This is a genomic window from Kineococcus sp. DHX-1, assembly GCF_042473625.1.
Lineage (GTDB): Bacteria > Actinomycetota > Actinomycetes > Actinomycetales > Kineococcaceae > Kineococcus.
The window spans coordinates 663569-687853 of record NZ_CP170445.1 but is presented as its reverse complement, the minus strand read 5'-3'; the positions used below and the strand labels follow the sequence as shown (position 1 = coordinate 687853).

Sequence of the window (24285 nt, the reverse complement as noted above, 5' to 3'; positions counted from 1 at the left end):
GGGCGCGGGGACCGGTCAGGGGTGGGGGCGTCGACCCGTCGAACGGCGCACCACGAGTTCCGGCTCGAAGACGATCTGCTGGGCCGGTCGCCCCTCCACCTGGGCCAGGAGCAGTTCGACCGCCGTGCGGCCCAGGAGTTCGCGCGGCTGGCGCACCGACGTCAGCGGGACGGTGGCCGTCGCCGCGAACCCGATGTCGTCGTAGCCGACGACGGCCAGTTCGTCCGGGACCCGGACCCCGCGGCGGACGCACTCGTTGAGCACTCCGAGGGCCAGCAGGTCGTTGGCGCAGAACACTGCCGTCGGGCGGTCCTGCTCCGGGCCGGCGAGGATCTGCGCGGCGGCCTGCGACCCCGCCCGGACGGACATCGCGGTGGCGTCGACGACCTGGACCGAACCCGCCGCGCCGACGGCCTCGCGCACGCCGCGCAGGCGGTCCTGCACCTGCCGCAGCGGCGCGGCCACCCCCACGTAGGCGAGGGCCCGGTGCCCGGCCCCCACGAGGTGCTCCCCCGCGAGCCGGCCCCCCAGGACGTCGTCGACCGCGACCGAGGCCTGGGCGGTGGCACCTGCAGCGCCCCGGTCGACGAGCACGACGGGTGTGCCGTGCTCGCGCACCTCCGTGAGCGCGGAGCTCGGCGCGTCGTGGACGGGGGTGAGCAGGACACCCAGGACGCGCTGCTGGTCCAGGCGCCGCAGGTGCCGGGCCTCCCGGTCGGCCGAGTTGGCGCTGTTGCACATGACGACGAGCGCGTCGTGGCGTTCGGCGAGTTCCTCCGCCCCCGCGATGACGTCGGTGAAGAAGGGGTTCGCGACGTCGAGGACGACCATCGCGATGGTCCGGCTGACGCCGGCCCGCAGCTGCCGCGCGGACTCGTTGCGGACGAAGCCCAGCTCGGCGATGGCGTCCTGGACCCGGGTCCGCAGCGCCTCGGAGACCACCTCGGGCCGGTTGAGCACGTTGCTCACCGTCCCCAGGGACACCCCCGCGCGCTGCGCGACCTCCTTGACCGTGGCCATGCCCTGAATGTCCCAGACCGCGGTGCGGGGCTCAGCGCCGGGCCGAGTCGGTGGTCGCGCCCGCGCCGTCGGCCGGCAGGTCGACGACCTCGCCGTACCGTTCCCGCTCGATCTGCTGCAGGGACCTGCCCTGGGTGCGCGGCGCGAACACCGTCCCGACGACGGCCGCGACGACGAGCAGCGCGATCATCAGCGTGCCGACGAACGGGACGCCCTGCTGGCGCAGCAGGCTGGGGAACCAGTAGCTGAGCACCCCGACGGCGCACCGGGCCGCGAAGAACAGGACGCCCTGCGCGCTCGCGCGGTTCGGCGTCGCGAACAACTCCGACGTCCACACGCTGTAGAACGCCTGCGCCCCGATCCCGGCGCCCAGACCCCACAGGAGGGCGTAGCCCAGCAGCGTGGGCAGCGTCCCGTCGGCGAAGACGAGCAGCGCCCAGGCGGCGATGCCCAGGACTGCCCCCAGTGCGTACAGCAGACGCCGGCTGACGCGATCGCCGTAGCGCATGAAGCCCAGCACCGTCGCGAGGCACGTGCACGCCCACACCAGGACCTGCAGCAGGTTCTGCTCGGTCGCGCTCTGCACCCCGGCCGCCTCGTAGACGCGGGGCATGAAGATCCCGGCCTGCCCGGCGACGGTGTTCCAGAACGCGTAGACGCCGAAGAGGAACAGCAGGGCCGTGAGGTTCGCACGCCGGGAGAACAACCCCCGCAGACCACCCGGACGACTCCCCGCAGCGGTCGCGGCACGGTCGTCCTTCCAGATGGCCGACTCCGGCAACCCCTGCCGCACCCACCAGGTGACGGCGGCGACGACGAACAGGTGCGCGAAGATCAGCCGGTTCCCCAGCAGACCCAGACCGCCCAGGGCCACCGCGAGCGCGAAACCCACGACGGGTCCGAGCGACCACGCCAGCTGCGCCGTACCCACGCGCCGCGCCCGCTGGTCGGCCGGGGCCTCCTCGGCGATGTACGTCCAGGACGCCGGGACACCGGCCCCGACGGCGATGCCCGTCAGCACGAACGCCACGAGCAGCATCGAGTAGCTGACGGCGAACGTCGCGAGCAGCACGCCGACCATGTACAGCACGAGGTCGTAGGTGTAGATGAACTTGCGGCCCAGGCGGTCGCAGAGCGGACCACCGAGCGCCGCCCCGACCGCCGCCCCGAAGGCGTTCGCGGACAACGCTGCGAGCAGCCCCACGGCGGTGTCGGAGACGCCGAACCGGTCCTGCCAGTTCGTCAGGCTCACCGCGATCGCGATGATCGAGCCCGCCTCGATGTAGTTCGACATCGCGACGGCGACCGTCGCCTTCCAGCCCGTCGTCCGCCTGGCCCCGAGCGCCATCGCCCGCCCCTCTCGTCCGTCCTGCGCTTCAGTCCAGGTGGAAGTACTCCACGAGCCGGTCGCGTGCCCGCTCCCCGCCGTCCTGCGCGGGTGTTCCTGTCGGGGGCGGCAGGAAGTAGCGCGACATGGTCGCCTCCCAGCGCGCCGAGACCTCCTCAGCGTCCATCGCGGCGGTGGTCGCCTCGAAGTCGTCGGTCTCGCAGTAGCCGACGACGAGGCCGTCCTGCGCCCGCAGGAAGAGCGAGTAGTTGCGCCAGCCCGTGCGCCGCAGGGCGTCCAGCACCTCCGGCCACACCTGCTCGTGGACCTGCAGGTACTCCTCGACGAGCTCCGGGCGCAGGTGCAGCAGGAAGCAGGCCCGATCCACCACGACGTCCTCCGGTCCTCGTCGACCCGCTCTGACACGATTCAAAGCTGCGTCCGGCAGTCTGGTCGCCGCGTCCGGGCGCCGTCAAGGGAGCCCGCGACACCCGTCCGGGCGACAAGTCCTCCGGACCGATCAAGAGTGGGCCCGTGGCCGCCGATGAGCCGGGTGTGAGCGACACCTACCGTCTCGTGACCCGCAGCGACTTCGACGGACTCGTCTGCGCCGTCCTGCTGCGCCAGCTCGACCTCGTCGACGAGATCACCTTCGTGCACCCCAAGGACGTGCAGGACGGCGTCGTGGAGGTGACGGGCCGGGACATCCTCACGAACCTGCCCTACGACCCGCGCGCGCACCTCGTCTTCGACCACCACCACTCCGAGACGTTGCGCAACGCCGGCGCGACCAACCACGTCATCGACGCCGACGCCCCGTCCGCGGCGCGCGTCGTGTACGACCACTTCGGCGGCGCCGACCGGTTCCCGAAGATCTCCGACGAGCTGATGCGCGCCGTCGACCAGGCCGACTCGGCCCAGTACGACGTCTCGGAGATCCTCGAGCCGACCGGCTGGACGCTGCTGAACTTCCTCATGGACTCGCGCACCGGCCTCGGCCGGTTCCGCGACTTCCGCATCTCGAACTACCAGCTGATGATGCAGCTCATCGACGCCTGCATCGACTACCAGGACGTCGAGGAGATCCTCGCCCTGCCCGACGTGGCGGAGCGGGTCGAGCTGTTCCAGGCCCAGGCGGGGCTGTTCAAGGCCCAGCTCGAGCGCGTCACCACCCTGCACGGGGACGTCGCGGTCCTGGACCTGCGCGAGGAGGAGACGATCCACGCGGGGAACCGGTTCTTCGTCTACGCGCTCTTCCCGCAGGCCCGCGTCTCGATGCACGTCATGTGGGGCCGCGCCAAGCTCAACACCGTGTTCGCGATCGGCAAGTCGATCGTGGACCGCACCTCCCCCGTCGACGTCGGCGGCGTCTGCCTGGAGTACGGCGGCGGCGGCCACCTCGCCGCGGGGACCTGCCAGGTGCCGCACGAGGACTCCGAGCGGGTGCTGGGCGAACTCGTCGGCAAGCTCCGGACGCGCTGACTCCTAGACTCCGTCCCCGGAGGTGGGGCGTGGGCGAGCACGAGGAGAACGGCGCGGACGGCGAACCCGGGCGCGGCCCGGTCAAGTCGGCCGAACGCACCGTGCGCATCCTGCAGGCGCTGGCCCAGCCGCCGTACGTCCTGTCGGTCGCGCAGCTGCAGGAGCGCACGGGCTACCCGCGGTCCAGCCTGCACGCGCTGCTGCGCACGCTCGTGGACCTGCGGTGGATCGAACCCCCGGCCGGCCCCACGGGTGGGTACGGGATCGGGTCCCAGGCGCTCCTGACGGGCACCGCCTACCTCGACCGGGACCCCGCGCTGCCGTTCGCGCTGGCCGCGGTCGAGGCCGTCCGGGACGAGACCCGCTGCACCACGCACGTCGCCCGCCTGGACCCCACGGGGAACGTCGTGTACCTCGCGACGCGGGAGGCGCCGGACGCGCACCGCGCCCACTCGCGCGTGGGACGTTTCCTGCCGGCGTACGCCACCGCCCTCGGCAAGGCCCTGCTGGCCGAACGGTCCGCCGGCGAACTCGACGCGCTGCTGCCGGGGGCCGACCTGCCGCCGCTGACCCCGGACACGGTGCCCGACCGCCCCTCCCTGGACGCCGAACTCGACGAGGTGCGGCGCCGCGGCTGGGCGGTCGAACGCGGGCAGAACCTGCCCGGCACCGTCTGCGTCGGCGTGCGGGTGGAGTACCGCATCCCGGCCACGGACGCGTTGAGCTGCAGCCTGCCCGCCGACCTGGCCACCGACGCCGAGGTCGAGCGCGTCGCCGGGGTGCTCGTGCGGGCCGCGGGCCGGCTGGCTACCGACCTGCGGGAAGCCGGCATCCGCTGAACCCGGGGGCTCACGTCCCCAGGCAGGGTCCCGTACCCAGGGTTGCGAGACCTGTGAGATCGCCTGCGGCGTAGTCGGTCACACCAGACATCGACGGATTCATGATCTGTCCGGGGTCGTTGACGTGGTCGAGCCCGACGAGGTGGGCGAACTCGTGCAGCCAGACCGCCTCCAGGAGAGCGGCCTCCGCCGGGCGCGACGGGTCCAACGAGGCGCCGTCCACCGTGAGACCGACGGTGCCGGAGACGTCCACGGTGCGCCCGGCGGGGGTGGTGACGGTGATCGGGCCGGCGCGGCCCAGGACGCGGGACTCCCCCTCCGGTTCCTCCGCGTGCTCGGCGGGCAGGTTCCAGCGCACGAGGACGGGCGCCCAGGACGACCGTAACCACCCCTCCTGCACGGGCGAGGTGCGGTCGGTGTCGTCGGTCTCGCCGTCGTCGACGAAGTGCAGCCCCGTGGCACGGCTGACGCGCGCGACGGCCGCCTCCAGCACGGTGCGCCCACCCTCGGGCATACCCGTGGGGTTGACGACGAAGTGCACGGGCCGGCACGGGTCCCAGCGGACGGGCTGGCCGTGGGCGTCGGTGGTCAGGGGTTTCCAGTGATCGCTGCCGACGGCGACCGGGGCGGGGGTGCCGAGCGGGGCGTCCTGCCCGTCCTGCGCGACCGGGAACGCGGCGGTGGTCCCCGCCGTCGCGCCCGCGGTGGACGTCACGTCCCCCAGGGCACCGGCCCCGACGGCGAGGACGAGGACCGCGGCCGCCGCGGCGCCCAGCACGAGCGGACGGCGACCGCGGCGACGGGGGCGGGCGGTGGGAGCGCTGCGCCAGCTGGTGTCGGCGACGGTTCGCCCGGTCGCCTCGTCGAGGACCCACTGCGGGACGCGGCCGGTCGGGGACCGGGGGACGTCGGGGAGGTCGCGGCGCTCGGGCGGGTGGAGCGGGTCGATCGGCGGCACCCCACCAGCATCACCCGGCGCTCCGGGCCGGGAGGTCCGTTGCGGGACCGGGTGCCCCGGACGGCTCAGCGGCGCGGCACGAACCGGGCCAGCCCGGCAGCGACGGCGACGGCGAGCACCGCCACCCCGCCGGTGGCCACGACGAGCCCGCCGGCGCCCGCAAGCGCCCCGACGAGCAGCGGCCCCGACGCCGCGCCGGTGTCCGTCACCAGCCGCCACGCCCCGAGGAAGGTCGCCCGGCCGCCGGGTGGGGCGTGGTCGGCGCCGAGCGTCATGACGAGCCCGGCTCCCATGCCGTTGCCGAACCCCATGACGACACCGACGAGCGCGACCGTCCAGGCGCTGTGCGAGAACGGGAGCAGGACGTGCCCGACGGCGAGCACGAGCATCGAGGGCACCCCGACGGCGGCCCGGCCGACGCGGTCCATGACCGAACCCGCCGGGTAGAACAGCAGCATGTCGACGGCTCCGGAGACGCCGGCGACCAGGCTCGTGGTCGTGGCGTCCAGGCCCACGTGGTCGCACCACAGCGGCAGCACGGTCTGGCGCGACTGCCGCACGGCCTGGACCGCGAGCGCCGCGACGCCGAGCGTGGCGAGCAGCCGGGCGTGGGCGCGGAACACCTCCCGCAGGGTGGGGGCCGGGCCGTGGTGGACCTCGTCGAGCTCGGGGTCGGGCAGGGCGAGGACGACGACCGCGGCGGCCAGCACCGCGAGGACCGCCACGGCGTAGGACCCCCGCACGCCGGCGACGGCGCTGCCCGCGGCGCCGAGGAACGGGCCGACGAAGGTGCCGATGCGGCCGACCCCGCCGAGGGTCGACAGCGCCCGGGCCCGCAGGTGGGGCGGGGCGGCGGCGGTGAGGAACGACTGGCGGGCCAGACCCCACACGGCGGAGGCCAGGCCGAGGGCGAGGACGCACACCGCGAGGACGGCCTCGGAGGGGGCGAACGCCGCCCCCGCGAGCGCGAGGCCCGAGACGACGGCTGCGGTGAGCATCGCGAACCGTTCCCCGGTCCGGGTGACGAGGGCTCCGGCGGGCAGGGCGCCCGCGACCTGCCCGACGCCGAGGAGCGCGACGACGACGGCGGAGACGGCGACGGAGGCGCCGAGCTCGCGCGCCGTGAGGGGCAGGACGGGCAGGACCGCGCCCTGGCTGGTGCTGAACAAGGCGGCGGGGGCGTACACCGTGGCCAGGGAGCGCCACCCGCCGAAGACCGGTCCGGACGGGGTGGGCACCGCAGCACCCTCGCAGACGCGCCGCCCCCCGGCCCGGTGGGTCGGGGGGCGGCGCTGTCGGTGGGTGACTGGGCGGGTGGGTCAGCGGGCGAGGGCGAACTCGGCGGAGCGGACGCTGCGGCTGCGCAGGACGATCCCGGCCGAGCGCGCCACGAGCATCCCGAGGACGGAGAAGACGATGGCGTTGCCGATGACCGCGGCGATGTCCTGCACCGCGACCCCGTGCAGGTAGAGCCAGGTGCCCCACTGCTGCCCGAACCAGTGCTGCGCGCCGTAGCTGACGAAGAACCGCAGGACGCAGGCGCCGATCCAGAAGGTGAGGTACCCGGCGCCGACGCGGGTGACGACCTGGCCGGTGGCCTCGTCGCGGCCGACCCGGGCGAGGGCGACGGCCGCGGCGCCGAGCGCCAGACCGGCCACCGCGCCCAGCACCTCGGCGGCCAGGCCGACGCCGTGCGTCACCACGTGGGACGCGAAGTACAGGGCGATGGGACTGCCGATGAGCAGCGGCCGCAGGACGCGGCCCCAGGCGACGCGGCGCACGCCCCGGTCGGACAGGAGGGTGGTGACGATCATCGTGACGTTGATGACGAGGGCGGTGGTGAGGTTCACGGTTGGCTCCTGGCTGGCTGGTGGGTTCCGGTGGTCTGTCCTGCGAACACCTGAACCCTCCCGCCGGCGGGCCCCCTCGGGCATCGACCGCTGGACCGGTCGCGGGTGGACCCCGCGGGTGGAGGGCCTCCACCCCCTACCGGTGGGCGCGGGCCGGGATCTGGGTGGCGAGCTTGCCGCCGGAAACGTCCACCAGCGTCCCGGTGATGTACGACGCGGCGTCGCTGGCGAGGAACACCAGCAGGTCCGCGACGTCGTCGGCGCTCTCCCAGCGGCGCAGCGAGAGGGTGTCGAGGAGTTCGTCCGCGGCGGCCGGCGGGAGGTCGGCGAAACCGTTCATGGCCGTCGGGACCATGCCGGGCGCGTAGGCGTTGACCGTGATGTCGTACGGGCCGAGTTCGGAGGCCAGGACGCGGGTGAACTGCACGACGGCGGCCTTGGAGGCGGCGTAGGCGGCACTGCCGACGCTCGGCACGATGGCGGCGAAGGACGCGGCGCTGAGGATGCGTCCCCGGCGACGGGGTTTCATGACCTCCGCGACGGCCTGGCTGACGAGGAACACCCCGCCCACGTTGACGTCGAGGCACCGTCGGAAGCGATCCCACGTCAGGTCCGCGACGCGACCGTCGACGTTGGTCCCGGCGTTGTTCACGAGGACGTCGATGCGGCCGTGGCGGTCGACGACCGCGTCGACGGCGGCCTGCACGGACGTGGGCTCGGTGACGTCGCAGGGGATCCTCGTGACCTCCGTCGGGAGGTCGTCCTCGAAGGCGAGGTCGAGGGCCGCGACGTGGGCCCTCTCGGTGGTGAACCGCTGCGCCAGGGTGCGGCCGATGCCGCGACCGGCGCCGGTGACCACGACGACGCGGTCGGTCAGGTCCAGGTGCACGGGGGTCGTCCTCTCCTCGGTGAGCCGATCCAATGAGCATACTGTTGTCATGGAGCGAGCAGTGGAGACGACGGAGCGGGTCCTGTGGATCACGGGGGCGGGTTCTGGCATGGGGCGGGCCGTCGCCCGGTCGGCCGTGGCGGCGGGGTGGACGGTGGTGCTCAGCGGCCGGCGTGCCGACGCCCTGCACGAGACGGCGACCGCGGCGGGCGGGACGTCCCTGGAACTGCCGCTGGACGTGCGCGACGGGGACGCGGTGCGCGCGGCACGCGAGCGGATCGTCGACGAGTTCGGCCGCATCGACGGCCTCGTGCTGGCGGCCGGGCGGAACACCCCGCGCCGGGGCTGGGACGACCAGGAGATCGCGACGTTCCACGACGTGGTCGCCGTGAACCTCGGCGCCGTCGTGACGGTGCTCGACGCGACCCTGCCGGACCTGCGGTCGAGTTCCGGGGTCGCCGTCGTCGTCTCCTCCTACGCGGGGTGGTCCTTCCACCCGAGCGCGGGAGTCGCCTACTCCGCCAGCAAGACCGCGCTCGGGTCGGTCGTCCGGACCCTCAACGCGACCGAGGCCGGGCACGGCGTGCGGGCGTGCCACCTGTGCCCCGGGGACGTGGCGACGGACTTCCTCGACCAGCGTCCGAACGTCCCCGACGCGGCGGCCCGGGAACTCATGCTGACCCCCGACGACATCGCCCGGACGGTGCAGTTCGTCCTGGACTCCCCCGCCCACGTCCGCATCGACGAACTGGTCGTCTCCCCCGTCGTGCAGCGGTGAGCAGCCCCGCGTTCCGGCGGGTCCTCGACCACGTCGGCGCGGCCGTCGTCGGCGGTGACCTCCCCGCAGGGGCGCGGACGTCGGTGGAGGCCCTGGTCGAGGAGACCCTCGCCTCGCGCAGCATCGTGCGCGAGGCCACCCGCGTCCTCGTCGCGCTCGGGTTGCTGACGGCCGGTCCCCGGGTCGGGCTCGTCGTGCAACCGGCCGGGAACTGGAACCTGCTCGACCCGCACGTCGTGCGGTGGCGGTTGGCCGGTCCCGACCGCGAGGCCCAGCTGGGGGAACTGCGCGAACTGCGCGAGGCCCTGGAACCGGCTGCGGCGCAGGCCGCGGCGCGCCGGGCCGACGCAGCGACCCGCGATCGCCTGCGGGAACTCGCCGTCGCGTTCGACCGCCGCCCCGGCGAGTTCGCGCGCCTGGACGCCGAACTCCACGACACGCTGTCGCGGGCGTGCGGGAACCCCATGGTCGTCGCACTCGGCGCGGTGGTCGCGCTCGCCGTCCACGACCGCGCGGGCGTCCCCGCGCGGACCCACGACGTGCGGTTGCACGCCGACCTGGCCCGCGCGGTCGCCGACGGCGATGCCGCGACGGCCGGTGAGCTCGTCCGCGAGATCGTGACGCGCACCTCACGGGAGTGAGTCGACGACCTCCAGCAGCGGCGCGTACAGCCGCATCGCGTCGAGGGCGCGGGCGTGGTCGTCGTCGCTCGCCCCGGCGCACGCGTCGGCGACGACCGTGACCCCCACACCGTCGTCGGCCGCGGGCAGGACGGTGGACAGGACGCAGCAGTCGGTCGACACCCCGCCGACGACGAGCGGTGCGCCGCCGGTCACGGCCGCCAGCTCCGGTCCCCACTTGCCGAACGTCGTCCGTGTGACGACCTCGAACCCGCTGACCGCGAAGGGGTCGACGAGGTCGTAGAGCGGGTCGTCGGCCGGGACGAGGGCGAACGGGAACTGCTCGTAGTACGGACCCCAGGCACCGGTCGGCCGCTCGGGGGCGACGAAGCGGGTCAGCACGACGCGCGGGGCGAAGCGCTCGGCGAGACGGGCGCAGGCCGCCGCCGCGGCGTCGAAGCGGGGTGCGGCCCAGGGGCTGTCCGGGGCCCCGAAGATGCGCTGCAGGTCGACGAGGACGAGCCACGGGTCGGTCACGCGCGGAACGCTACCCGCGCCGGGTGCGGCACAGTGCTGTCGTGAGCACTCGGCGACTGGTCTCCAGCGGCGGACCGTGGGAAGCGGTCGTCGGCTACTCCCGCGCCGTCCGCGTCGGCGACCACGTGAGCGTGGCCGGCACCACCGCCGCCACCCCGGACGGCCCGGTGGGTGGGGACGACCTCGCGGAGCAGACGCGCGTGTGCCTGACACGCATCCGTGCCGCCCTGCTGGAGGCCGGGGCGACCCTCGAGGACGTCGTGCGCACGCGCATGTTCGTCACCGACATCTCGCGCTGGGAGGAGGTGGGTCGCGTGCACGGCGAGTTCTTCGGGCACGTCCGGCCGGCCTCGACCATGGTCGAGGTGAGCGCCCTCATCGACCCGCGCCTGCTCGTCGAGATCGAGGCGGACGCGGTCATCCTCCGCTGACGTCACCGACCACGACCGGGCGCAGGTGCTGGGCCTCCACCCACGCCTCGACGAGGACGGGCTCCTTCCCCGGGACCACGTAGACCACCCGCCCTCGCCAGCCGGCCGGGCCGCGGACCCACGCCACGACGATGCCCGGCCACGGGTCCCCGCCGTCCGGCGCCCGCACCCAGCAGTGCCGGACGGCCGGTTGCTCACCACGCGACTGCTGCTCGCGCAGCACCTGCTGGCGGCGCACGACCTCGTGGAGGGGCCGCTGCCCGTTCCTGCGCAACTGTCCCCCCGCCACCCGACCACTGTGCCAGAGATCGAACACCTGTACGAATGTCGAGCGTCCGTCACCCCGCGGGCCGAGCACGACGGGTCACCCGAGGTGGTCGCGGAACAGCACTCAGCGAGACCCCGACCAGCCGGTGCTGGGAGCGTTCCCCAGGCCACGTAGCTGTGGACGAGCCCGAGGGGAAGCGGCGGTCGGCGCCCGGGCCGGGTCGCAGCGACGCGGACGCCAGAATGGGCCGGTGACCGCCCCCACGCCCGCGCCGCCCGGTGATCCGGGAGCACTGGTCGGCACCGCAGTCCGCACACGCCGCACGGCTGCCGGTCTCTCGGTGGCCGAGCTGGCTCGCCGCGCGCAGGTGAGCGGGCCGTTCGTCAGCCAACTCGAGAGCGGTCGCTCGTCGGTCAGCATCCCGGTGCTGTACCGCTTGGCGTCGGCGCTGGACTGCGCCGCCAACGACCTCCTGCCGCCCACGGACGGCTCGCGCCGCACCACGCGTGCGGGAGAAGGACCCCGCTACCGGGTGAGCGAGGACGACGAGAGCCGGCCCTCGCAACGGTCTCGACTGCTCACGCGGGCCGGGGAAGGGGTGCTGCTGGAGGCCCACCACTACGTCATCCACCCCGGCGAGGCCGAGCAGGACTGGTTCTCCCAGCCGGGAGAGGTGTTCGTGCACGTGCTGCGAGGAGCCCTGAGCGTGGAGTTCGCCGACGGCAGCAGCTACGACCTCGACGCTGGCGACTCCCTGCACCACGAGGGCGAGGTGCCTCACCGGTGGGTGGTTCGCAACGGCTCTGGTGACGACGACGGCCTGGTCGAGGCCCTCGCCGTCGTCACCGCCTCGAAGAAGCCGTAACACGGTCGTCACCCAGAAGCCGTAAGCAGCACTTACGGTGGCGGCATGAACGCACCCTTCGAGGTCCCCGTCGTCGACATCTCCCCGTACGTCCTCGACGGCACCGACGCCGAGCGCGCCGTGACGGCCGACGCCATGGACACCGCCTGCCGCACCGTCGGCTTCGTGCAGGTGGTGGGCCACGCGGTGCCGGAGGAGGCAGCAGCCGACCTGGCCAGCGCCGTCGACGACTTCTTCGCACTGCCACTGGAGACCAAGAAGCAGTTGTGCGCCCCGAAGGGGGTCAACCGCGGCTACACACCACCGAAGAGCGAGAACTTGTCGCTGTCGCTGGGTCTCCAGGCGGCCGACCGCATGAACGACTTCTTCGAGGCGTTCAACACCGGAGCCGCCGTCGCCGACTACCCCGACGCCTCCGTGCCCCTGGACCCCGCGCTCTACCCGGAGAACCTGTGGCCTGCCGAGTCGCTGGTCCCCGGCTTCCGGCAGCGCGTCCAGACGTGGGAGGCCCAGGCCGGCCGCGTCGCTCGCACCCTGACCGCCGTCTTCGCCGACGCCCTCGGCCTGGAGCCGGACTGGTTCCGTGGAGTGACGGGACACAGCCTCGACGTGCTGCGCATGAACAACTACGCGCTGCCGCCGGGCACCGTCGATCTCGACGGGGACCTGACCGGCATGGGTGAGCACACCGACTACGGCATCGTCACGGTGCTGTGGGCGGACCAGGTCCCGGGCCTGCAGGTGCTGGGACGCGACGGACACTGGCACGACGTCGTGCCCGCCGACGGTGCGCTGCTGGTCAACCTCGGAGACGCCATGGCGCGCTGGACCAACGAGCGCTGGATGTCGACGCTGCACCGCGTGAAACCCCCCGTCGTGGACGGTTCCATCCAGCGGCGCCGGTCCGTGGCCTTCTTCCACGACGGCGACGTCGACGCCGTCGTCACCGCGCTGCCGGGAACGGTCGAGGACGGTGAGGAACCGCTGTACCCGCCAGTCACCATCGGGGAGCACATCTCCGCGAAGCTGGCGGGCTCTCGCGACCTGCAGGAGAACACCGACGCGGTGCGCGAGGCCGCCCGGGTCCTGGCCTCCGCGCGCTGACCCGCGCAGCGCTCCGCGCGGCACGCTCGACGCCGCCGGAGGGCGGGCGGACCTGGACCACGACGGTGGTGGCTCCGGCGCCGAGACCGTGGCCGGGGATGCGGCAGCACGGCCCGACGAGCTCTCGGGCGCCGAGGCCACGCCCACCGGCACCTCAACCGCACTGCGGCGCCACGAGGAGTGGATGCGACCCCTGGTCGAGGACGTGCAGGACCTGCCCCGCGGCATCGTGGGGTTCGCCTGTCCGCGGACCCGGCTGGGACTGGCCGCGCGCCGCGCCGCAGACGAGGTCCTCACCTCCGCGCTGCTGCGTCCGTTGACGGCCCGGCTCACACGAGTGGCCACCACCGACCGAGAACTCCCCCTGCTCCGCAGCGGTTCAGCCTCGCGGACGTGACCGGCAGGGTGCGGTGACGCAACTCGTCACCCCGCTCGAACTCGAGGCGTGCAGACAGTTCCGTGGCCCACGGCACGCAGGTCGACCCCGGGGGAGGTGGCCGTGGGCCCGACGGGTCTAGTACCGGAAGCCGGCGACCAGCTGGTTCAGGTCCGCCGCGACCCGCGACACGTCCTGGCTGGTGCTGGCCGTGTGCTGCGCCGACGTCGCGGACTGCTGGGCGCCCCCGGCGATCCCGGTCATGTTCAGCGAGATCTCCTGAGCGCCCCCCGACACCTCGGTGACGTTGCGGACCATCTCGGCCGTGGTGGCCGACTGCTCCTCCACCGCCGCCGCGATCGTCCCCTGCAACCCGTCGATGCGGGCGATGACCTCGGAGATCTGCGCGATCGCCGCGGTCGCGGCCGCCGCGTCGGACTGCGTCGCCGCCACCCGGGAGGTGATCTCCTCCGTCGCCCGCGCCGTCTGCATCGCCAACTCCTTCACCTCACCGGCCACCACCGCGAACCCGCGCCCGGCCTCCCCGGCCCGGGCGGCCTCGATGGTCGCGTTCAGCGCCAGGAGGTTCGTCTGCCCCGCGATCGAGGTGATCAGCTTGACGACCTGACCGATCTCCTCGCTGGAGGCCGCCAGTCGCGTCAGCGTCTCGTCCGCCGACGCGGCGGTGGCCACCGCCGTGGCGGCAACACCCGAGGCGTCCGCGGTGGAGGCGGAGATCTCCCGGATGGCGGCGCTCATCTGCTCCCCGGCCGCCGCGACCGTCCCGATGTTCGCGGTGATCTCCTCCGTCGCCCCCGAGACGACCTGCGCCTGCGCCGCGGACTCCTCGGCCCCGGCCGACATCTGGGTGGCCACGACGGTGAGCTCCTCCGAGGAGGCGGCCAGCGTCGTCGCGCTGCCGACGACCTGAGCCATCACGTCACCCAGGCGTTCGGTGGAGGCGTCCAGGGCGGCGGCCACCTGCCCGATCTCATCGCGCTGGTCCAGACCGACCCGCTGGTCCAGCCGTCCCTCGGCCAGTCCACGGACAACGGTCACCACCGCGCTGAGCGGCCCCGCGATGCCCCGGGAGATGACGGTCCCGATGACGACCGCGGCCACCAGGGCGACGGCGATGAGAGCAGCGATCAGGATCAGCGCTCGGTGGTAGTCCGCGGCACCGCTGACCTGCAGGGCCCGGGCGTCGGCGTTCTCCCGCCCGACCATCTCGGTCAACTCGGCGTTGACCTTCTGGTCCAGCGGCACGGTCGTGGCCGCGCGCTGGGTGGCCAGTGCGGCGTAGTTCCCCGAGGCGGCCAGCGGCAAGATCGCGTCGCGCGCGGCGCGGAAGGCGGTCAGGTCGCCCTGGAAGCTCTGCAGTTGTGCCGGGGTCTGCGCCGGGTCGGTGCGCAGGTAGGCCGCCCACTCGGCGTCCAGGGCCTTGTCGTCAGCGGCTTCCGCCTCGGCGGCCTTGGCCCGGCCGGCGTCGTCGACGGCCAGGGCGTAGCCGCTGAGGTCCTTGGTGACCCGGATGAAGGAGGCCTGGGCCTGCCCCAGGTCGGCGACCGAGACGACACTGGTGGCGTACATCGCCTCCAACCGGTCCTGCGCCTTCCCCAGTTCCAGCACCCCGGTCCCCCCGACGGCCAGCATCAACACCCCCATCGCAGCGAAGCCGGCGGTCAGCTTGCGACCCACCGGCCAGTCGCGCAGGCGCATCGAACCGCTGCGAGTCGCCGGCTGGGACACCGGTTCGGACGTCAGCGGGGATGTCGGGTGGAAGGGCTGGGTCGTCGGGCGGGGCATGGCGGAACTCCTCGAGACATCGGTGTGGGATGTCCGTGGCGTCGACTGCTGGACTTCGGCCGATGGGCCAGGAGCGGAGACGTCTCGGGCAGCGGCGCGGGTCACGCGCCGTGTCCCTCATCGGAGGTACACCGCGATTCCCGGAGGCCAGGTCACCCGATCGCCGACGACGGAACGCGGACTCGCAGGTGCCGCCCAGACGAGACCCGGTCGATCCTCAGCCGTACGCCCGGACGTGCCACCTGCGCACTGCTGCCAGGCGGTCACCGGCGTCGACGATCAGAGGTCCACGCAGACGATGGTGGCGTCCTCCTCCGGACCGTCCGCTCCGGCGAGGTCGAGCAGGTCGGTGATGACGTGCCGGACCACTTCGGCTGCAGCCAGTCCGGGCTGGTGGGCCCCAGCTCGTGCTCGTTCCCGACCCGTCCCACCCCGGCGGAGCCCCGCGGGTCGTCGCCACCGCGCCCCGATCAGCCCTCAGGCCCACACGCTCACCGACCGAAGGTTCCTGGGTGGACTCTCCGGCACAGCGCCGCCTGCTCGAGCAGGCACCGCGGACACTGGTGCTGTTCTGCGCGGTGACGGCGGTCACCGCCATCACCAGCCAGGTGCTCCACCCGACGGCGACGCTGCTGACATCGTCCCTCGGGGGGCCGGTCCCCACGGCTTCGCTGGTCGGGCGGGGAGTGGGCCGGGTCCTGATGTTCGCGGCCGCAGCCGTGGTCCTGTCGTGGCGAGCCCGGGTGCTGGGACCGGAAAGCCGTGTGTGGCGCTACTTCGCCGCCGCTGCCTGGGTGGCCACCGCTGCCGCTGCCGGGGCCGGCGTCCTCGACCTGCTCTCCCTGTGCGGTTCCTCGGGCGCCGCCGGCGGCGGCGGGCTGCTCCTGGGGCTGGGCGTCCTGGGTGCGTGCCCACTGCTCTACCAGGGGCTCGTGCGCTGGAACCGTCGCGGAACGCTGATGTCCGAGCCCGGCGACTGGCTCAACGGGGTCGGCGCCGTCTTCACCCTGACCGCCATCGGCAACCTCCTCCTGCCCGCGCTCAGCTCCCCGATCGCGCAGTGGCCCCTGTGGCAGGAGCAGTTGTGGCTGCTGCGGACGTCGGCGGAGATCGTGCTGCTGGGCAGCACCGGCACGGTCCTGCACCTCGGCGGCCTGGTGCGCGATGCGCGGGCGTGGGCTCTGCTGCTCTCCTTCGGCCTCGTGGTGGTCATCGACCTGGCTGCCGTGCACGACGTCGCCGCCGCGGCGGGCAACGGCCGGTTCTCCGAGGTGGGCTGGACGCTCGCCATCGCGGTGCTGGCGGTGGCCGCCGTGGTCCGCACCGACCCGCCGTCGTCGCGGCCGGCCACCACCACGGCCCCCACCACCGGTGCCTTCGTCGTCCTGCTGGCCTCCATCGCCGTGCTCGCAGCAGCGGGGCTCACCAGCGGCGGCTTCCCTGACCACGGGGTGCACGCCGCCGCGGTCGCCGGCGCCCTCGGGGCGGTGAGCGTCGCGGTGCGCGGGGTGCAACTCGTGCGTCTGCTGGCTGACCTGGTCACGAGCCGCCACGAGGCCCTCACCGACGACCTCACCGGGCTGGCCAACCGACGCGCCCTGGACCGTGCGCTGGCGAGTGCTCTCAGCGACCCGCCCAGCGACGACGTCGCCCCGGAGGGCCCCGTCACCCTGATGCTCATCGACCTCGACGGCTTCAAGGACGTCAACGACCGCTTCGGCCACGCCGTCGGCGATGAACTCCTGCGCCGGGCCGGTGCCCTCTTCGAGACGTTGAGCCCACCGCAGTCGGTGTGCGCCCGCCTCGGGGGCGACGAGTTCGCCATCGTGCTGTCCGACACTTCCACGCAAACCTCCTCCGAGGTGGCGCAGGCCCTGTTCACCAGCCTGGCCGAGGCGAGTGCCGAGCCCGTCCTCATCGAAAGCCGGCGACTGGTGGTCCGCGCCAGCGTCGGTGTGGCCACGGCCGCCCCGGGGGATGCCCCGGAGCAACTGCTCCGCCACGCCGACGCGGCCATGTACCGCGCCAAGTCCGCCGGCGGAGCCCGACTCTGCGTGCACGACGAGGCTGCGGCCCTGGCCGACGAGCAGCGGGCCCAGCTGGTCGAGGAGCTGAAGGTCCTGCTGCACTCCCCCGACGCCGCCGACGACCTCGAGGCCGGCCGCGTCGTGGTGCACTACCAACCGCAACTGAGCGCTGCCGGGCACGTCGCCGGAACCGAGGCCCTCGTCCGCTGGGACAACCCGCGCCTGGGTCTGCTGACCCCCGACCGCTTCCTGGACCTCGTCGAGGAACACGCCCTGATGCCCGACCTGACCGCCCAGGTGGTCTGGCTTGCCGTCCACCAGGCGAAGCGCTGGCAGCACGACGGTCACGACCTGCGGATGTCCGTCAACCTGTCCGCCTCGTGCCTGTCCCACCCCCGACTCCTGGTCATGGTCGACGACGTGCTCGCCGAGACCGGGCTCGACCCCGCCAACCTCGTCGTGGAGGTGACCGAGACCTCCCTCATGGCAGACCCCCAGGAGTCCATCGCCCGGTTGCGCGACCTGGCCGCACGCGGAGTCGACATCAGCATCGACGACTACGGCAGCGGCTACTCGTCCCTGGCCTACCTGCACGACCTGCCGGCCACCGAGCTGAAGCTGGACCGTTCCCTGACCGAGCAGGTCACCACCAACCCCCGCACCGCGGACATCGTCGCCGGCACCGTCGCACTGGCGCACCGGCTGGGCCTGCGCGTCATCGCCGAAGGCGTGGAGGACACCGCGACGCTCGCCCAGCTGCACGCTCTCGGCTGCGACGAGACCCAGGGCTACCTGCACGCCCGCCCCATGAGCGCCGACGCCTGCCACGCCTGGCTGAGGACTGCCGGGACGACCCGACCGGTCGAACTCGCCGCTGACGCCCGCTGAGCTCCAGCAGCTGAGCGGGCACCAGGACCGGGACAGGACCGGGACCGGACCAGCGGAGACACGGGGGTCCGCGTGGCGGCCTGCGTCGAGGTGACCAGGTCCGGCACTTCGCCGACGTGGGGCGCCGTCGCCTCGACGTGACCGGCGCAGCACCGGACACAGGCGAGCAGGGCAGACTCCTCCGAGCCGGTCGGTCACGATGGCCCGTGACCCGGCCGCGACCCCCGGGCCGCCGGGCACCGGTCCGGGGAAGACCAGCGCGATCGTGAGGACTGAACAACGTGGGACCCGTCCTGCCGGACACCGGCTCGGCCTCGACCGCAGGAGCACGTGCCGTTTCCGACCGGATCGGCGCCCACCGCCTGGCGCTGCACGCGGCGTGGCTCCTGCGACGGGGTCTGGGGTTGCTCCTCCTGCTGTCGCTGGTCCTCGTGGTCGCGGCTGCCCCGGCGCAGGCGGCTTCTGACACCGGCACCGGGCGGGCACCGGTGGTCCTGGTCGGGTTCTCCGGCGTCCGCTGGACCGACGTGTCCACGACGGCGACGCCGGCGCTGGCGTCGATGACCTCGGGGGCCATCGGCACGGTCGCCGTCCGCAGCGTCTTCACGGCCGCCTGCCCCGTCGACGGGTGGCTGGGCCTGTCCGCTGGCCGACGGGCGACCGCCTTCGACGGGACGGACCACGAGCACCAAGACGCGGCGTGCGCACCGGTCGCCGACCCCGTGAGCGGGGTGCAGCCCGACTTCAGCCGGTACCGGCAGATCGCCGAGGACGGGACCTTCGACGCCGTACCGGGAACGCTGGGACAGGCCCTGGCCGACGGGGGCGCGACGACGTTGTCGATCGGGCCCGGGGCGGGGATCGCCCTGGCCCGCACCGACGGCTCCCTGGGCGACCACCTCTCGCTGAGCAGCGGCAAGTACACCGCCCCAGCCGTGGTCGGGGACTACGTGCAGCACGCCCTGGAGTCCGGCACCGACGTCGTCGTCGTCGACGCCGGCACCGTCCGCGACCCCGCCGACCTGCCCGCCGGGGAGAACGCCCCCGGGTCCTCGCGCGCCACCCAGGTGGCCGCGGTCGACGCCGTGGTCGCCGCCGTCCAGCAGGCGGTGAGCGCCTCCACCGGCCCCCAGGCCACGACCGTGCTCGCCGTCTCCCTCGCCGACTCCGGGAGGACCCCCCACCTGCAGTACGCGGCCGCGACCGGACCGCAACCCGCGACCGGGTCGGACCGCGGGGACTACCGGGGACTGCTCGGTTCCCGCGCCACCCGGGAAGAGGGCATCGTCCAGACCACCGATCTGACGCCCACCGTGCTGGCCCTGGCCCTCGGGTCCGACCACGGGACCGCCGGCCTCGTGGGGGCACCGGTGACGAGCACCGACGCCGGCCGGTCCACGGCGGAACGCCTGGCGAAGGTCTCCGACCTCGACGCGGCGGCGCAGGCCGTCAAGCCGCTCGTCGCGCCCTTCTTCGTCCTCTGGGGTGCCACCCAGATCGCCCTGTACGCCGTCGGGGCCGTCGCCCTGCGCCGTGCGTGGGGCGGCACCGCGGGCCGGCGGCGGATCCTCCGGGGGCTGCGCACCGTGGCCGTCCTGTACGGCTCGGTCGGCGCGTCCACGTTCCTGGCCAACACGATCCCGTGGTGGCGGGCAGGCAGCTCGGTGGGCGCGCACCTGATGGCGGTGACCGGTGCCGTCGTCCTGTACGCCACTCTCGTCACCGCCCTGGCGCTGCTGGGCCCGTGGCGGAGGGGGGCGCTCGGTCCGGTGGGGTTCGTCGGGTTCACCACCGCCGCGGTGCTGGCGGTGGACTGCGCAACGGGTTCCCGGCTCATCACCTCCAGCCTCAACGGCGAGCAGCCGGTGGTGGCCGGGCGCTTCTACGGTCTGGGCAACCAGGAGTTCGCCCTCTTCGCCACCGGTTCCCTGCTCTTCGCCGTCGCGGTCGCCGACCACCTCGTCCGCGCCGGGCGGCGGCGCGCGGCTGTGGCTGTCGTCGCGGTCGTGGGGGTGGCGGCGACCTTCGTCGACGGGGTCCTGGGCAGCGACTTCGGTGGTCCCCCGGCGCTGCTGCCCGCGTTCGGGCTGCTCGCCCTGGTCGTGGGCGGGGTCCGCGCCACCGCACGGCGCGTGGTGCTCCTCCTCGGTGCGACCGTCCTCGTCCTGGTGGCGATCTCGGTGGCGGACTGGTTGCGACCGGCCGACGACCAGACGCACCTGGGCCGGTTCGTCCAGAGCGTCCTGGACGGCGGGGCGTGGCTGGTCATCGGGCGCAAGGCCGTGCAGAACGCGCAGATCCTCTCCGACAGCTGGCTGCTCGTCCTGCTCCTGGGGCCCGCCGCCGTGTTCCTCGTCGTCGCCCTGGCCCGCCCCGCCGTCCTCGGCGCCTCGGGCGCCGCGGTGCTGCAGCGCGCCTACGACCAGCACCCCGTCCTGAGACCCGGGTTGGCGGCCCTGCTGGTGCTGCTGGCGATCGGCCTCGCCGCCAACGACTCCGGGACGGTCGTCCCCGCCGTCGGCGCGATGCTCGCCGTCCCCCTCCTCATCGCCCTCCTGACGCGGGTGCTGGAGGTTCCCGCAGCACTCCTGCCGGACCCGGCACCGGCGGTGGACTGACGACGGTCCTCGGAGCTCGCGGCCGGTACTCCTCGATGTCGTGCGTCCGGCGGACACCGCGCGACCCGTCCTCGCCCACCCCCTCGTGGTAGTGCCCGCGCGCGCACGTCCTCCAGGAGTCGACACGGCAGTACAGGACCGCTCGATGGTCTCAGGCGCCGCGCCTCACCCCGTCGGGAACTGCCTCAGGTGCGCGGCGAGAGCTCGCAACCGGCGGCTGGTCTCCCACCGGAACGCCCGCAGGGCCACGAACTCCACGGGGCGGCGCAACACCGCCGGCGCGCCCGTGAAGGTGAGCGTGTAGACCACCTCGCTGCTGCGACCGTCGTCGAGGTCGCGGTGGCGCATCGAGGCCGCCCACACCGCGAAGAACGGCGACCGCGAGGTGAGCGTCACCGCGGCGAGGTCGGGACGGCGGAACGTCACGTACCGGGTGCGGAAGGACAGCCCCCCGAGCGACCAGCGCGCCCGGCACACGGCTTCCACGCCGCGGGCGGGTGACGCGCCGTCGACGGTGAACGCTTCGCGCAGCAACGTGTCCCACGCCAGCCGGTGGGGGTAGTCGTGGACCACGTCGAAGGCGACCGCGGCGGGTACGGGCAGGACCTGGCGGACGACCGCGTGCGCGCTCACCTCCTCAGCCTGCCAGCCCGTGCGGCTGCGCGGGAGCGGACCTAGGGTCGGCCCGACATCCCGCGCACCCCAGGAGAAACCCGTGACCGACAGCCCCGACGCCGACCGCGTCCACCTCGCCCGCGCCGTGGAACTGGCGTCGGCGAACGTCGAGGAGGGTGGGAAGCCCTTCGGGTGCGTCGTCGTCGAGCGCGCCTCCGGCGAGGTGCTCGTCGAGGCCGTGAACCGCACCGTGCAGGACGGCGACGTGACGGCGCACGCCGAGATCACCGCCCTGCGCGCACTGGCCTCCCGCGGGCGCAAGGAGCTCGACGGGTGCGACGTCTTCGTGACGGCGTCACCGTGCCCGATGTGCCTGGGCGCCCTGTACTACGCCGCCCCCGACCGCGTCGTCTACGCCGCGACGCGCGAACAGGAGGGCGAGCACTACGAGGACGGGGGCCGCTACTTCACCCTCGACAGCTTCTACGGCGAGTACGCCAAGGACGAGGGCGACCGCCGCCTGCCGATGGGCCAGGGTCAGCACCCGGACCCACAGGAACCGTTCCGCCGCCACGAGGCCCGGCACCGGGACTGAAGGCCTCACCGGGTTGACCTGCAGTGCACTGGAGGTGGAAGGGTTCCCGCCATGACCGACGCACCGACCACGTACACGCTCCCGGACCTGCCCTACGACTACTCCGCGCTCGAGCCCCACATCTCCGGGGCGATCATGGAGCTGCACCACGACAAGCACCACGCCACCTACGTGGCCGGGGTGAACACCGCCCTGGAGAAGCTGGCCGAGGCCCGCTCCAAGGACGACCTGGCCACCGTCAACCTGCACGAGAAGAACCTGGCGTTCAACCTCGGCGGGCACGTCAACCACTCCGTGTTCTGGCCCAACCTGTCCCCCGACGGGGGCGACAAGCCGACCGGTGAGCTGGCCGCGGCCATCGACGCCGACTTCGGCTCCTTCGACGGCTTCCAGAAGCACTTCGCCGCCACCGCCCTGGGCATCCAGGGGTCGGGCTGGTCGATCCTGGCCTGGGACTCCATCGGCCAGAAGCTCATCAACGTCCAGCTGTACGACCAGCAGGGCAACATCGCCCTGGGCCTGGTCCCGATCGTCGTGCTGGACATGTGGGAGCACGCGTTCTACCTGGACTACAAGAACGTCAAGCCCGACTACGTCAAGGCCTGGTGGAACGTCGTGAACTGGGCCGACGCCCAGCAGCGCTTCGACCGCGCCCGCACCCAGACGAACGGCCTCATCCTCCCCTGACGAGGAGCCGCGCCGACCGGCGGTGAGCGAGTCTTCGGACCGGGGATGGGACCGGGGCGGGCGTCGTCCTGACGACCGGCGGGCCGGTCCGACGGCTGCAACGAGGTGGGACCGGGCGTGGGAACACCGGTGGGTGTCCGTTCGGCGTCGTCGGGGCGACCGGTGCGGGACACCCACGTCTCACTCCACGTGGGTGTCCGCGTGGGTGCCCCCGTGGGTGTCCCGCGCGGCGCGGCATCGGACCGGAGGTGGGACCGGCGCGAGCGTCGTCCGGGCGACCGGCGCGCCGGTCCCACGGCTGCAACGACGTCGAACCGGCTGTGGGACCGGGTGTCGGACCGGGCGCGGGAACACCCGTGGGTGCCCTCCGCTCGTCGCCGGATCGGCCAGTTCGGAACCCTCACCCCACGACGCCGCCCCGGTCGGCGGCCCGCGGGGCGACGGCCCCCGCGAGCGCGATCCCGACGCCGCAGAACACCAGCGGGAGGACGAGGGCCGTCGTCAACCCGACGCCACCGGCGAGCCAACCGATCACGGCGGGACCGGCGAGCAGCCCGACGTACCCGGCGCTCACCACCCGGGAGATGGTGACGCCCGGGTTCGCGACGCCGAGGTTTCCCGCCGCCGTGAAGATCTGCGGCACGATCCCGGACAACCCGAGCCCGAACACGACCCAGCCCAGCAACGTCAGCGGGAAACCCCCGGCGGTGGGGCTGAGGACGACGACGAGCATGCCGACGGCCGCGAGCGCCGATCCGATCCGCACGACGCTCACGGGGCCGAACCGGTGGGCGACGGGGTCGGCGGCGAACCGCCCGGCCGTCATCGCCACCGCGAAGGCCGCGTAGGCCAGCGAGGCCGAGGCGGCCGAGCGCCCCAGGTCCTCCACGGCCTGCAGGGCGCTCCAGTCGTTCGCCGTGCCCTCGGCGAGCATGAGCAGGAACGCCATGAGCGCGAGGGCGAGGAGCCGCCCGGTGGGACGCGGAGCCGTCGGCACCGCGGCGGGATTCTCGGGGGCCGGGTCTGCGGACCGGGTGCTGCGGGTGAGGACGGAGGGCAGGCTGACGAGCGCGAGCACCGCGACGACGACCGCCCCGACGGCGAGCGTGGGCAGCAGCGCGAGACCCGCCGCCTGCAGCACGGCTCCCAGGCCCGCGCCGAGCGCGCCACCGACCGAGAAGAACGCGTGGAAGCTGGACATGATCGGGCGGCCCCACGCCCGCTCGACGACGACGGCCTGCTCGTTCATGGCGACGTCGACGGCGCCGTTGCCCAACCCCAGCACGAACAGTGCGGCACCCAGGTGCCAGGGAGCTGTGGCCAGCCCCGGCAGCAGCACGCCGACGACCAGCAGGACGGCCCCGACCGCCGCCACGGGCCGGCTCCCGACCCGGTCCACGAGCGGCCCACTGGCCTGCATCGCGACGACCGACCCGGCGCCGAGCAGGAGCAGCAGACCCCCGAGGACGCCGTGCGAGATGCCCAGGCGTTCCTGGACCCCGGGGATGTTGACCACCCACGTGGCGAGGGCGAGACCCGTCAGGAGGAACAGACCAACCACGGCGACGCGGGGGCGCCACAGCGCGGAACGGTCGGGGGCCGCCGTGGCGGCGGCGGGCGTCGAGGACATACGTACGATCGTACACATGATGCGGTCGGTCGTACACTCATCGCGTGACGGACCACTTCGCGGGCGAACGGCACA

The 24285-nt window shown here is 73.6% G+C and carries 24 protein-coding genes; 12 read left to right on the top strand and 12 right to left on the bottom strand.

What is annotated here, in order from left to right; translation table 11 throughout:
* Window positions 1-15: 15 nt before the first annotated feature.
* From ACFEMC_RS03360 to ACFEMC_RS03350, 3 genes are read right to left on the bottom strand one after another with little or no spacing between them, the layout of a single operon-like run.
* Window positions 16-1020, bottom strand: coding sequence for a LacI family DNA-binding transcriptional regulator (locus ACFEMC_RS03360; RefSeq protein ID WP_380173612.1), 1005 nt, complete (start codon window positions 1018-1020; stop codon window positions 16-18).
* 31 nt (window positions 1021-1051) lie between these two features.
* Window positions 1052-2368 (bottom strand): MFS transporter, encoded by a 1317-nt coding sequence (locus tag ACFEMC_RS03355; protein WP_380173609.1) that lies wholly within the window; start codon window positions 2366-2368, stop codon window positions 1052-1054.
* Between the two features lie 28 nt (window positions 2369-2396).
* Window positions 2397-2738: an L-rhamnose mutarotase gene (locus ACFEMC_RS03350; RefSeq protein ID WP_380173607.1), complete on the bottom strand. Its 342-nt coding sequence runs from the start codon at window positions 2736-2738 to the stop codon at window positions 2397-2399.
* A 164-nt stretch (window positions 2739-2902) separates the two neighbouring features.
* Between ACFEMC_RS03350 and ACFEMC_RS03345 the strand changes: the two genes are divergently transcribed.
* Window positions 2903-3829 carry an exopolyphosphatase gene (locus ACFEMC_RS03345; protein ID WP_380173605.1) on the top strand — a complete coding sequence of 309 codons (927 nt, stop codon included), beginning with the start codon at window positions 2903-2905 and terminating at the stop codon, window positions 3827-3829.
* Between the two features lie 29 nt (window positions 3830-3858).
* A complete protein-coding gene (locus ACFEMC_RS03340) occupies window positions 3859-4668 on the top strand; it encodes an IclR family transcriptional regulator (protein ID WP_380173603.1) in 810 nt (269 codons plus the stop codon).
* Window positions 4669-4678: 10 nt separating this feature from the next.
* Here the strand turns inward: ACFEMC_RS03340 and ACFEMC_RS03335 are convergent, their stop codons facing one another.
* From ACFEMC_RS03335 to ACFEMC_RS03320, 4 genes are all read right to left on the bottom strand, one after another.
* A complete protein-coding gene (locus tag ACFEMC_RS03335; RefSeq protein WP_380173600.1) occupies window positions 4679-5626 on the bottom strand; it encodes a matrixin family metalloprotease in 948 nt (315 codons plus the stop codon).
* Between the two features lie 65 nt (window positions 5627-5691).
* The gene (locus ACFEMC_RS03330; protein ID WP_380173598.1) at window positions 5692-6864 is read right to left on the bottom strand and encodes an MFS transporter; all 1173 of its coding nucleotides are present in this window, start codon (window positions 6862-6864) and stop codon (window positions 5692-5694) included.
* Window positions 6865-6945: 81 nt separating this feature from the next.
* Window positions 6946-7476 (bottom strand): hypothetical protein, encoded by a 531-nt coding sequence (locus ACFEMC_RS03325; RefSeq protein ID WP_380173596.1) that lies wholly within the window; start codon window positions 7474-7476, stop codon window positions 6946-6948.
* A 136-nt stretch (window positions 7477-7612) separates the two neighbouring features.
* A complete protein-coding gene (locus tag ACFEMC_RS03320; protein ID WP_380173594.1) occupies window positions 7613-8365 on the bottom strand; it encodes an SDR family NAD(P)-dependent oxidoreductase in 753 nt (250 codons plus the stop codon).
* A 49-nt stretch (window positions 8366-8414) separates the two neighbouring features.
* Here ACFEMC_RS03320 and ACFEMC_RS03315 point away from each other — a divergent pair, with 49 nt between their 5' ends.
* A complete protein-coding gene (locus tag ACFEMC_RS03315) occupies window positions 8415-9143 on the top strand; it encodes an SDR family oxidoreductase (protein WP_380173592.1) in 729 nt (242 codons plus the stop codon).
* Complete coding sequence (locus tag ACFEMC_RS03310; protein WP_380173589.1) at window positions 9140-9784, top strand: FadR/GntR family transcriptional regulator; 645 nt, start codon at window positions 9140-9142, stop codon at window positions 9782-9784. Before ACFEMC_RS03315 ends, ACFEMC_RS03310 begins: the two co-directional genes overlap by 4 nt.
* On the opposite strand, the gene ACFEMC_RS03305 is transcribed toward ACFEMC_RS03310, so the two are convergent.
* A complete protein-coding gene (locus tag ACFEMC_RS03305) occupies window positions 9773-10300 on the bottom strand; it encodes a cysteine hydrolase family protein (protein ID WP_380173587.1) in 528 nt (175 codons plus the stop codon). The genes ACFEMC_RS03310 and ACFEMC_RS03305 overlap by 12 nt on opposite strands.
* A 41-nt stretch (window positions 10301-10341) precedes the next feature.
* Here ACFEMC_RS03305 and ACFEMC_RS03300 point away from each other — a divergent pair, with 41 nt between their 5' ends.
* A complete protein-coding gene (locus tag ACFEMC_RS03300; RefSeq protein WP_380173585.1) occupies window positions 10342-10731 on the top strand; it encodes a RidA family protein in 390 nt (129 codons plus the stop codon).
* Here the strand turns inward: ACFEMC_RS03300 and ACFEMC_RS03295 are convergent.
* Window positions 10718-11020, bottom strand: a complete 303-nt coding sequence (locus ACFEMC_RS03295; protein ID WP_380173583.1) for a hypothetical protein — start codon at window positions 11018-11020, stop codon at window positions 10718-10720. The genes ACFEMC_RS03300 and ACFEMC_RS03295 overlap by 14 nt on opposite strands.
* A 229-nt stretch (window positions 11021-11249) precedes the next feature.
* Between ACFEMC_RS03295 and ACFEMC_RS03290 the strand changes: the two genes are divergently transcribed.
* The 3 genes from ACFEMC_RS03290 (at window position 11250) to ACFEMC_RS03280 (ending at window position 13365) form a co-directional block, all read left to right on the top strand.
* Window positions 11250-11864, top strand: coding sequence for a helix-turn-helix domain-containing protein (locus ACFEMC_RS03290; protein ID WP_367636165.1), 615 nt, complete (start codon window positions 11250-11252; stop codon window positions 11862-11864).
* Window positions 11865-11909: 45 nt separating this feature from the next.
* Window positions 11910-12968 (top strand): isopenicillin N synthase family dioxygenase, encoded by a 1059-nt coding sequence (locus ACFEMC_RS03285; RefSeq protein ID WP_380173580.1) that lies wholly within the window; start codon window positions 11910-11912, stop codon window positions 12966-12968.
* Window positions 12969-13152: 184 nt separating this feature from the next.
* Window positions 13153-13365, top strand: coding sequence for a hypothetical protein (locus ACFEMC_RS03280; RefSeq protein ID WP_367636167.1), 213 nt, complete (start codon window positions 13153-13155; stop codon window positions 13363-13365).
* Window positions 13366-13482: 117 nt separating this feature from the next.
* On the opposite strand, the gene ACFEMC_RS03275 is transcribed toward ACFEMC_RS03280, so the two are convergent.
* Entirely contained in the window at window positions 13483-15150 is a 1668-nt protein-coding gene (locus ACFEMC_RS03275) for a methyl-accepting chemotaxis protein (RefSeq protein WP_380173578.1), read from the bottom strand.
* A gap of 512 nt (window positions 15151-15662) precedes the next feature.
* Between ACFEMC_RS03275 and ACFEMC_RS03270 the strand changes: the two genes are divergently transcribed.
* Window positions 15663-18065 carry a putative bifunctional diguanylate cyclase/phosphodiesterase gene (locus ACFEMC_RS03270; protein ID WP_380173576.1) on the top strand — a complete coding sequence of 801 codons (2403 nt, stop codon included), beginning with the start codon at window positions 15663-15665 and terminating at the stop codon, window positions 18063-18065.
* A gap of 281 nt (window positions 18066-18346) precedes the next feature.
* Window positions 18347-20683, top strand: coding sequence for a hypothetical protein (locus tag ACFEMC_RS03265; protein ID WP_380173574.1), 2337 nt, complete (start codon window positions 18347-18349; stop codon window positions 20681-20683).
* A gap of 165 nt (window positions 20684-20848) precedes the next feature.
* On the opposite strand, the gene ACFEMC_RS03260 is transcribed toward ACFEMC_RS03265, so the two are convergent.
* Window positions 20849-21316: an SRPBCC family protein gene (locus ACFEMC_RS03260; protein ID WP_367636173.1), complete on the bottom strand. Its 468-nt coding sequence runs from the start codon at window positions 21314-21316 to the stop codon at window positions 20849-20851.
* 82 nt (window positions 21317-21398) lie between these two features.
* Here ACFEMC_RS03260 and ACFEMC_RS03255 point away from each other — a divergent pair, with 82 nt between their 5' ends.
* Both ACFEMC_RS03255 and ACFEMC_RS03250 read left to right on the top strand, forming a co-directional pair.
* Window positions 21399-21893, top strand: a complete 495-nt coding sequence (locus tag ACFEMC_RS03255; protein WP_380173571.1) for a nucleoside deaminase — start codon at window positions 21399-21401, stop codon at window positions 21891-21893.
* A 51-nt stretch (window positions 21894-21944) separates the two neighbouring features.
* Window positions 21945-22580 carry a superoxide dismutase gene (locus tag ACFEMC_RS03250; protein WP_380173569.1) on the top strand — a complete coding sequence of 212 codons (636 nt, stop codon included), beginning with the start codon at window positions 21945-21947 and terminating at the stop codon, window positions 22578-22580.
* 400 nt (window positions 22581-22980) lie between these two features.
* Here ACFEMC_RS03250 and ACFEMC_RS03245 read toward each other — a convergent pair whose 3' ends face one another.
* Window positions 22981-24210 carry an MFS transporter gene (locus tag ACFEMC_RS03245; RefSeq protein WP_380173567.1) on the bottom strand — a complete coding sequence of 410 codons (1230 nt, stop codon included), beginning with the start codon at window positions 24208-24210 and terminating at the stop codon, window positions 22981-22983.
* Between the last annotated feature and the right edge of the window lie 75 nt (window positions 24211-24285).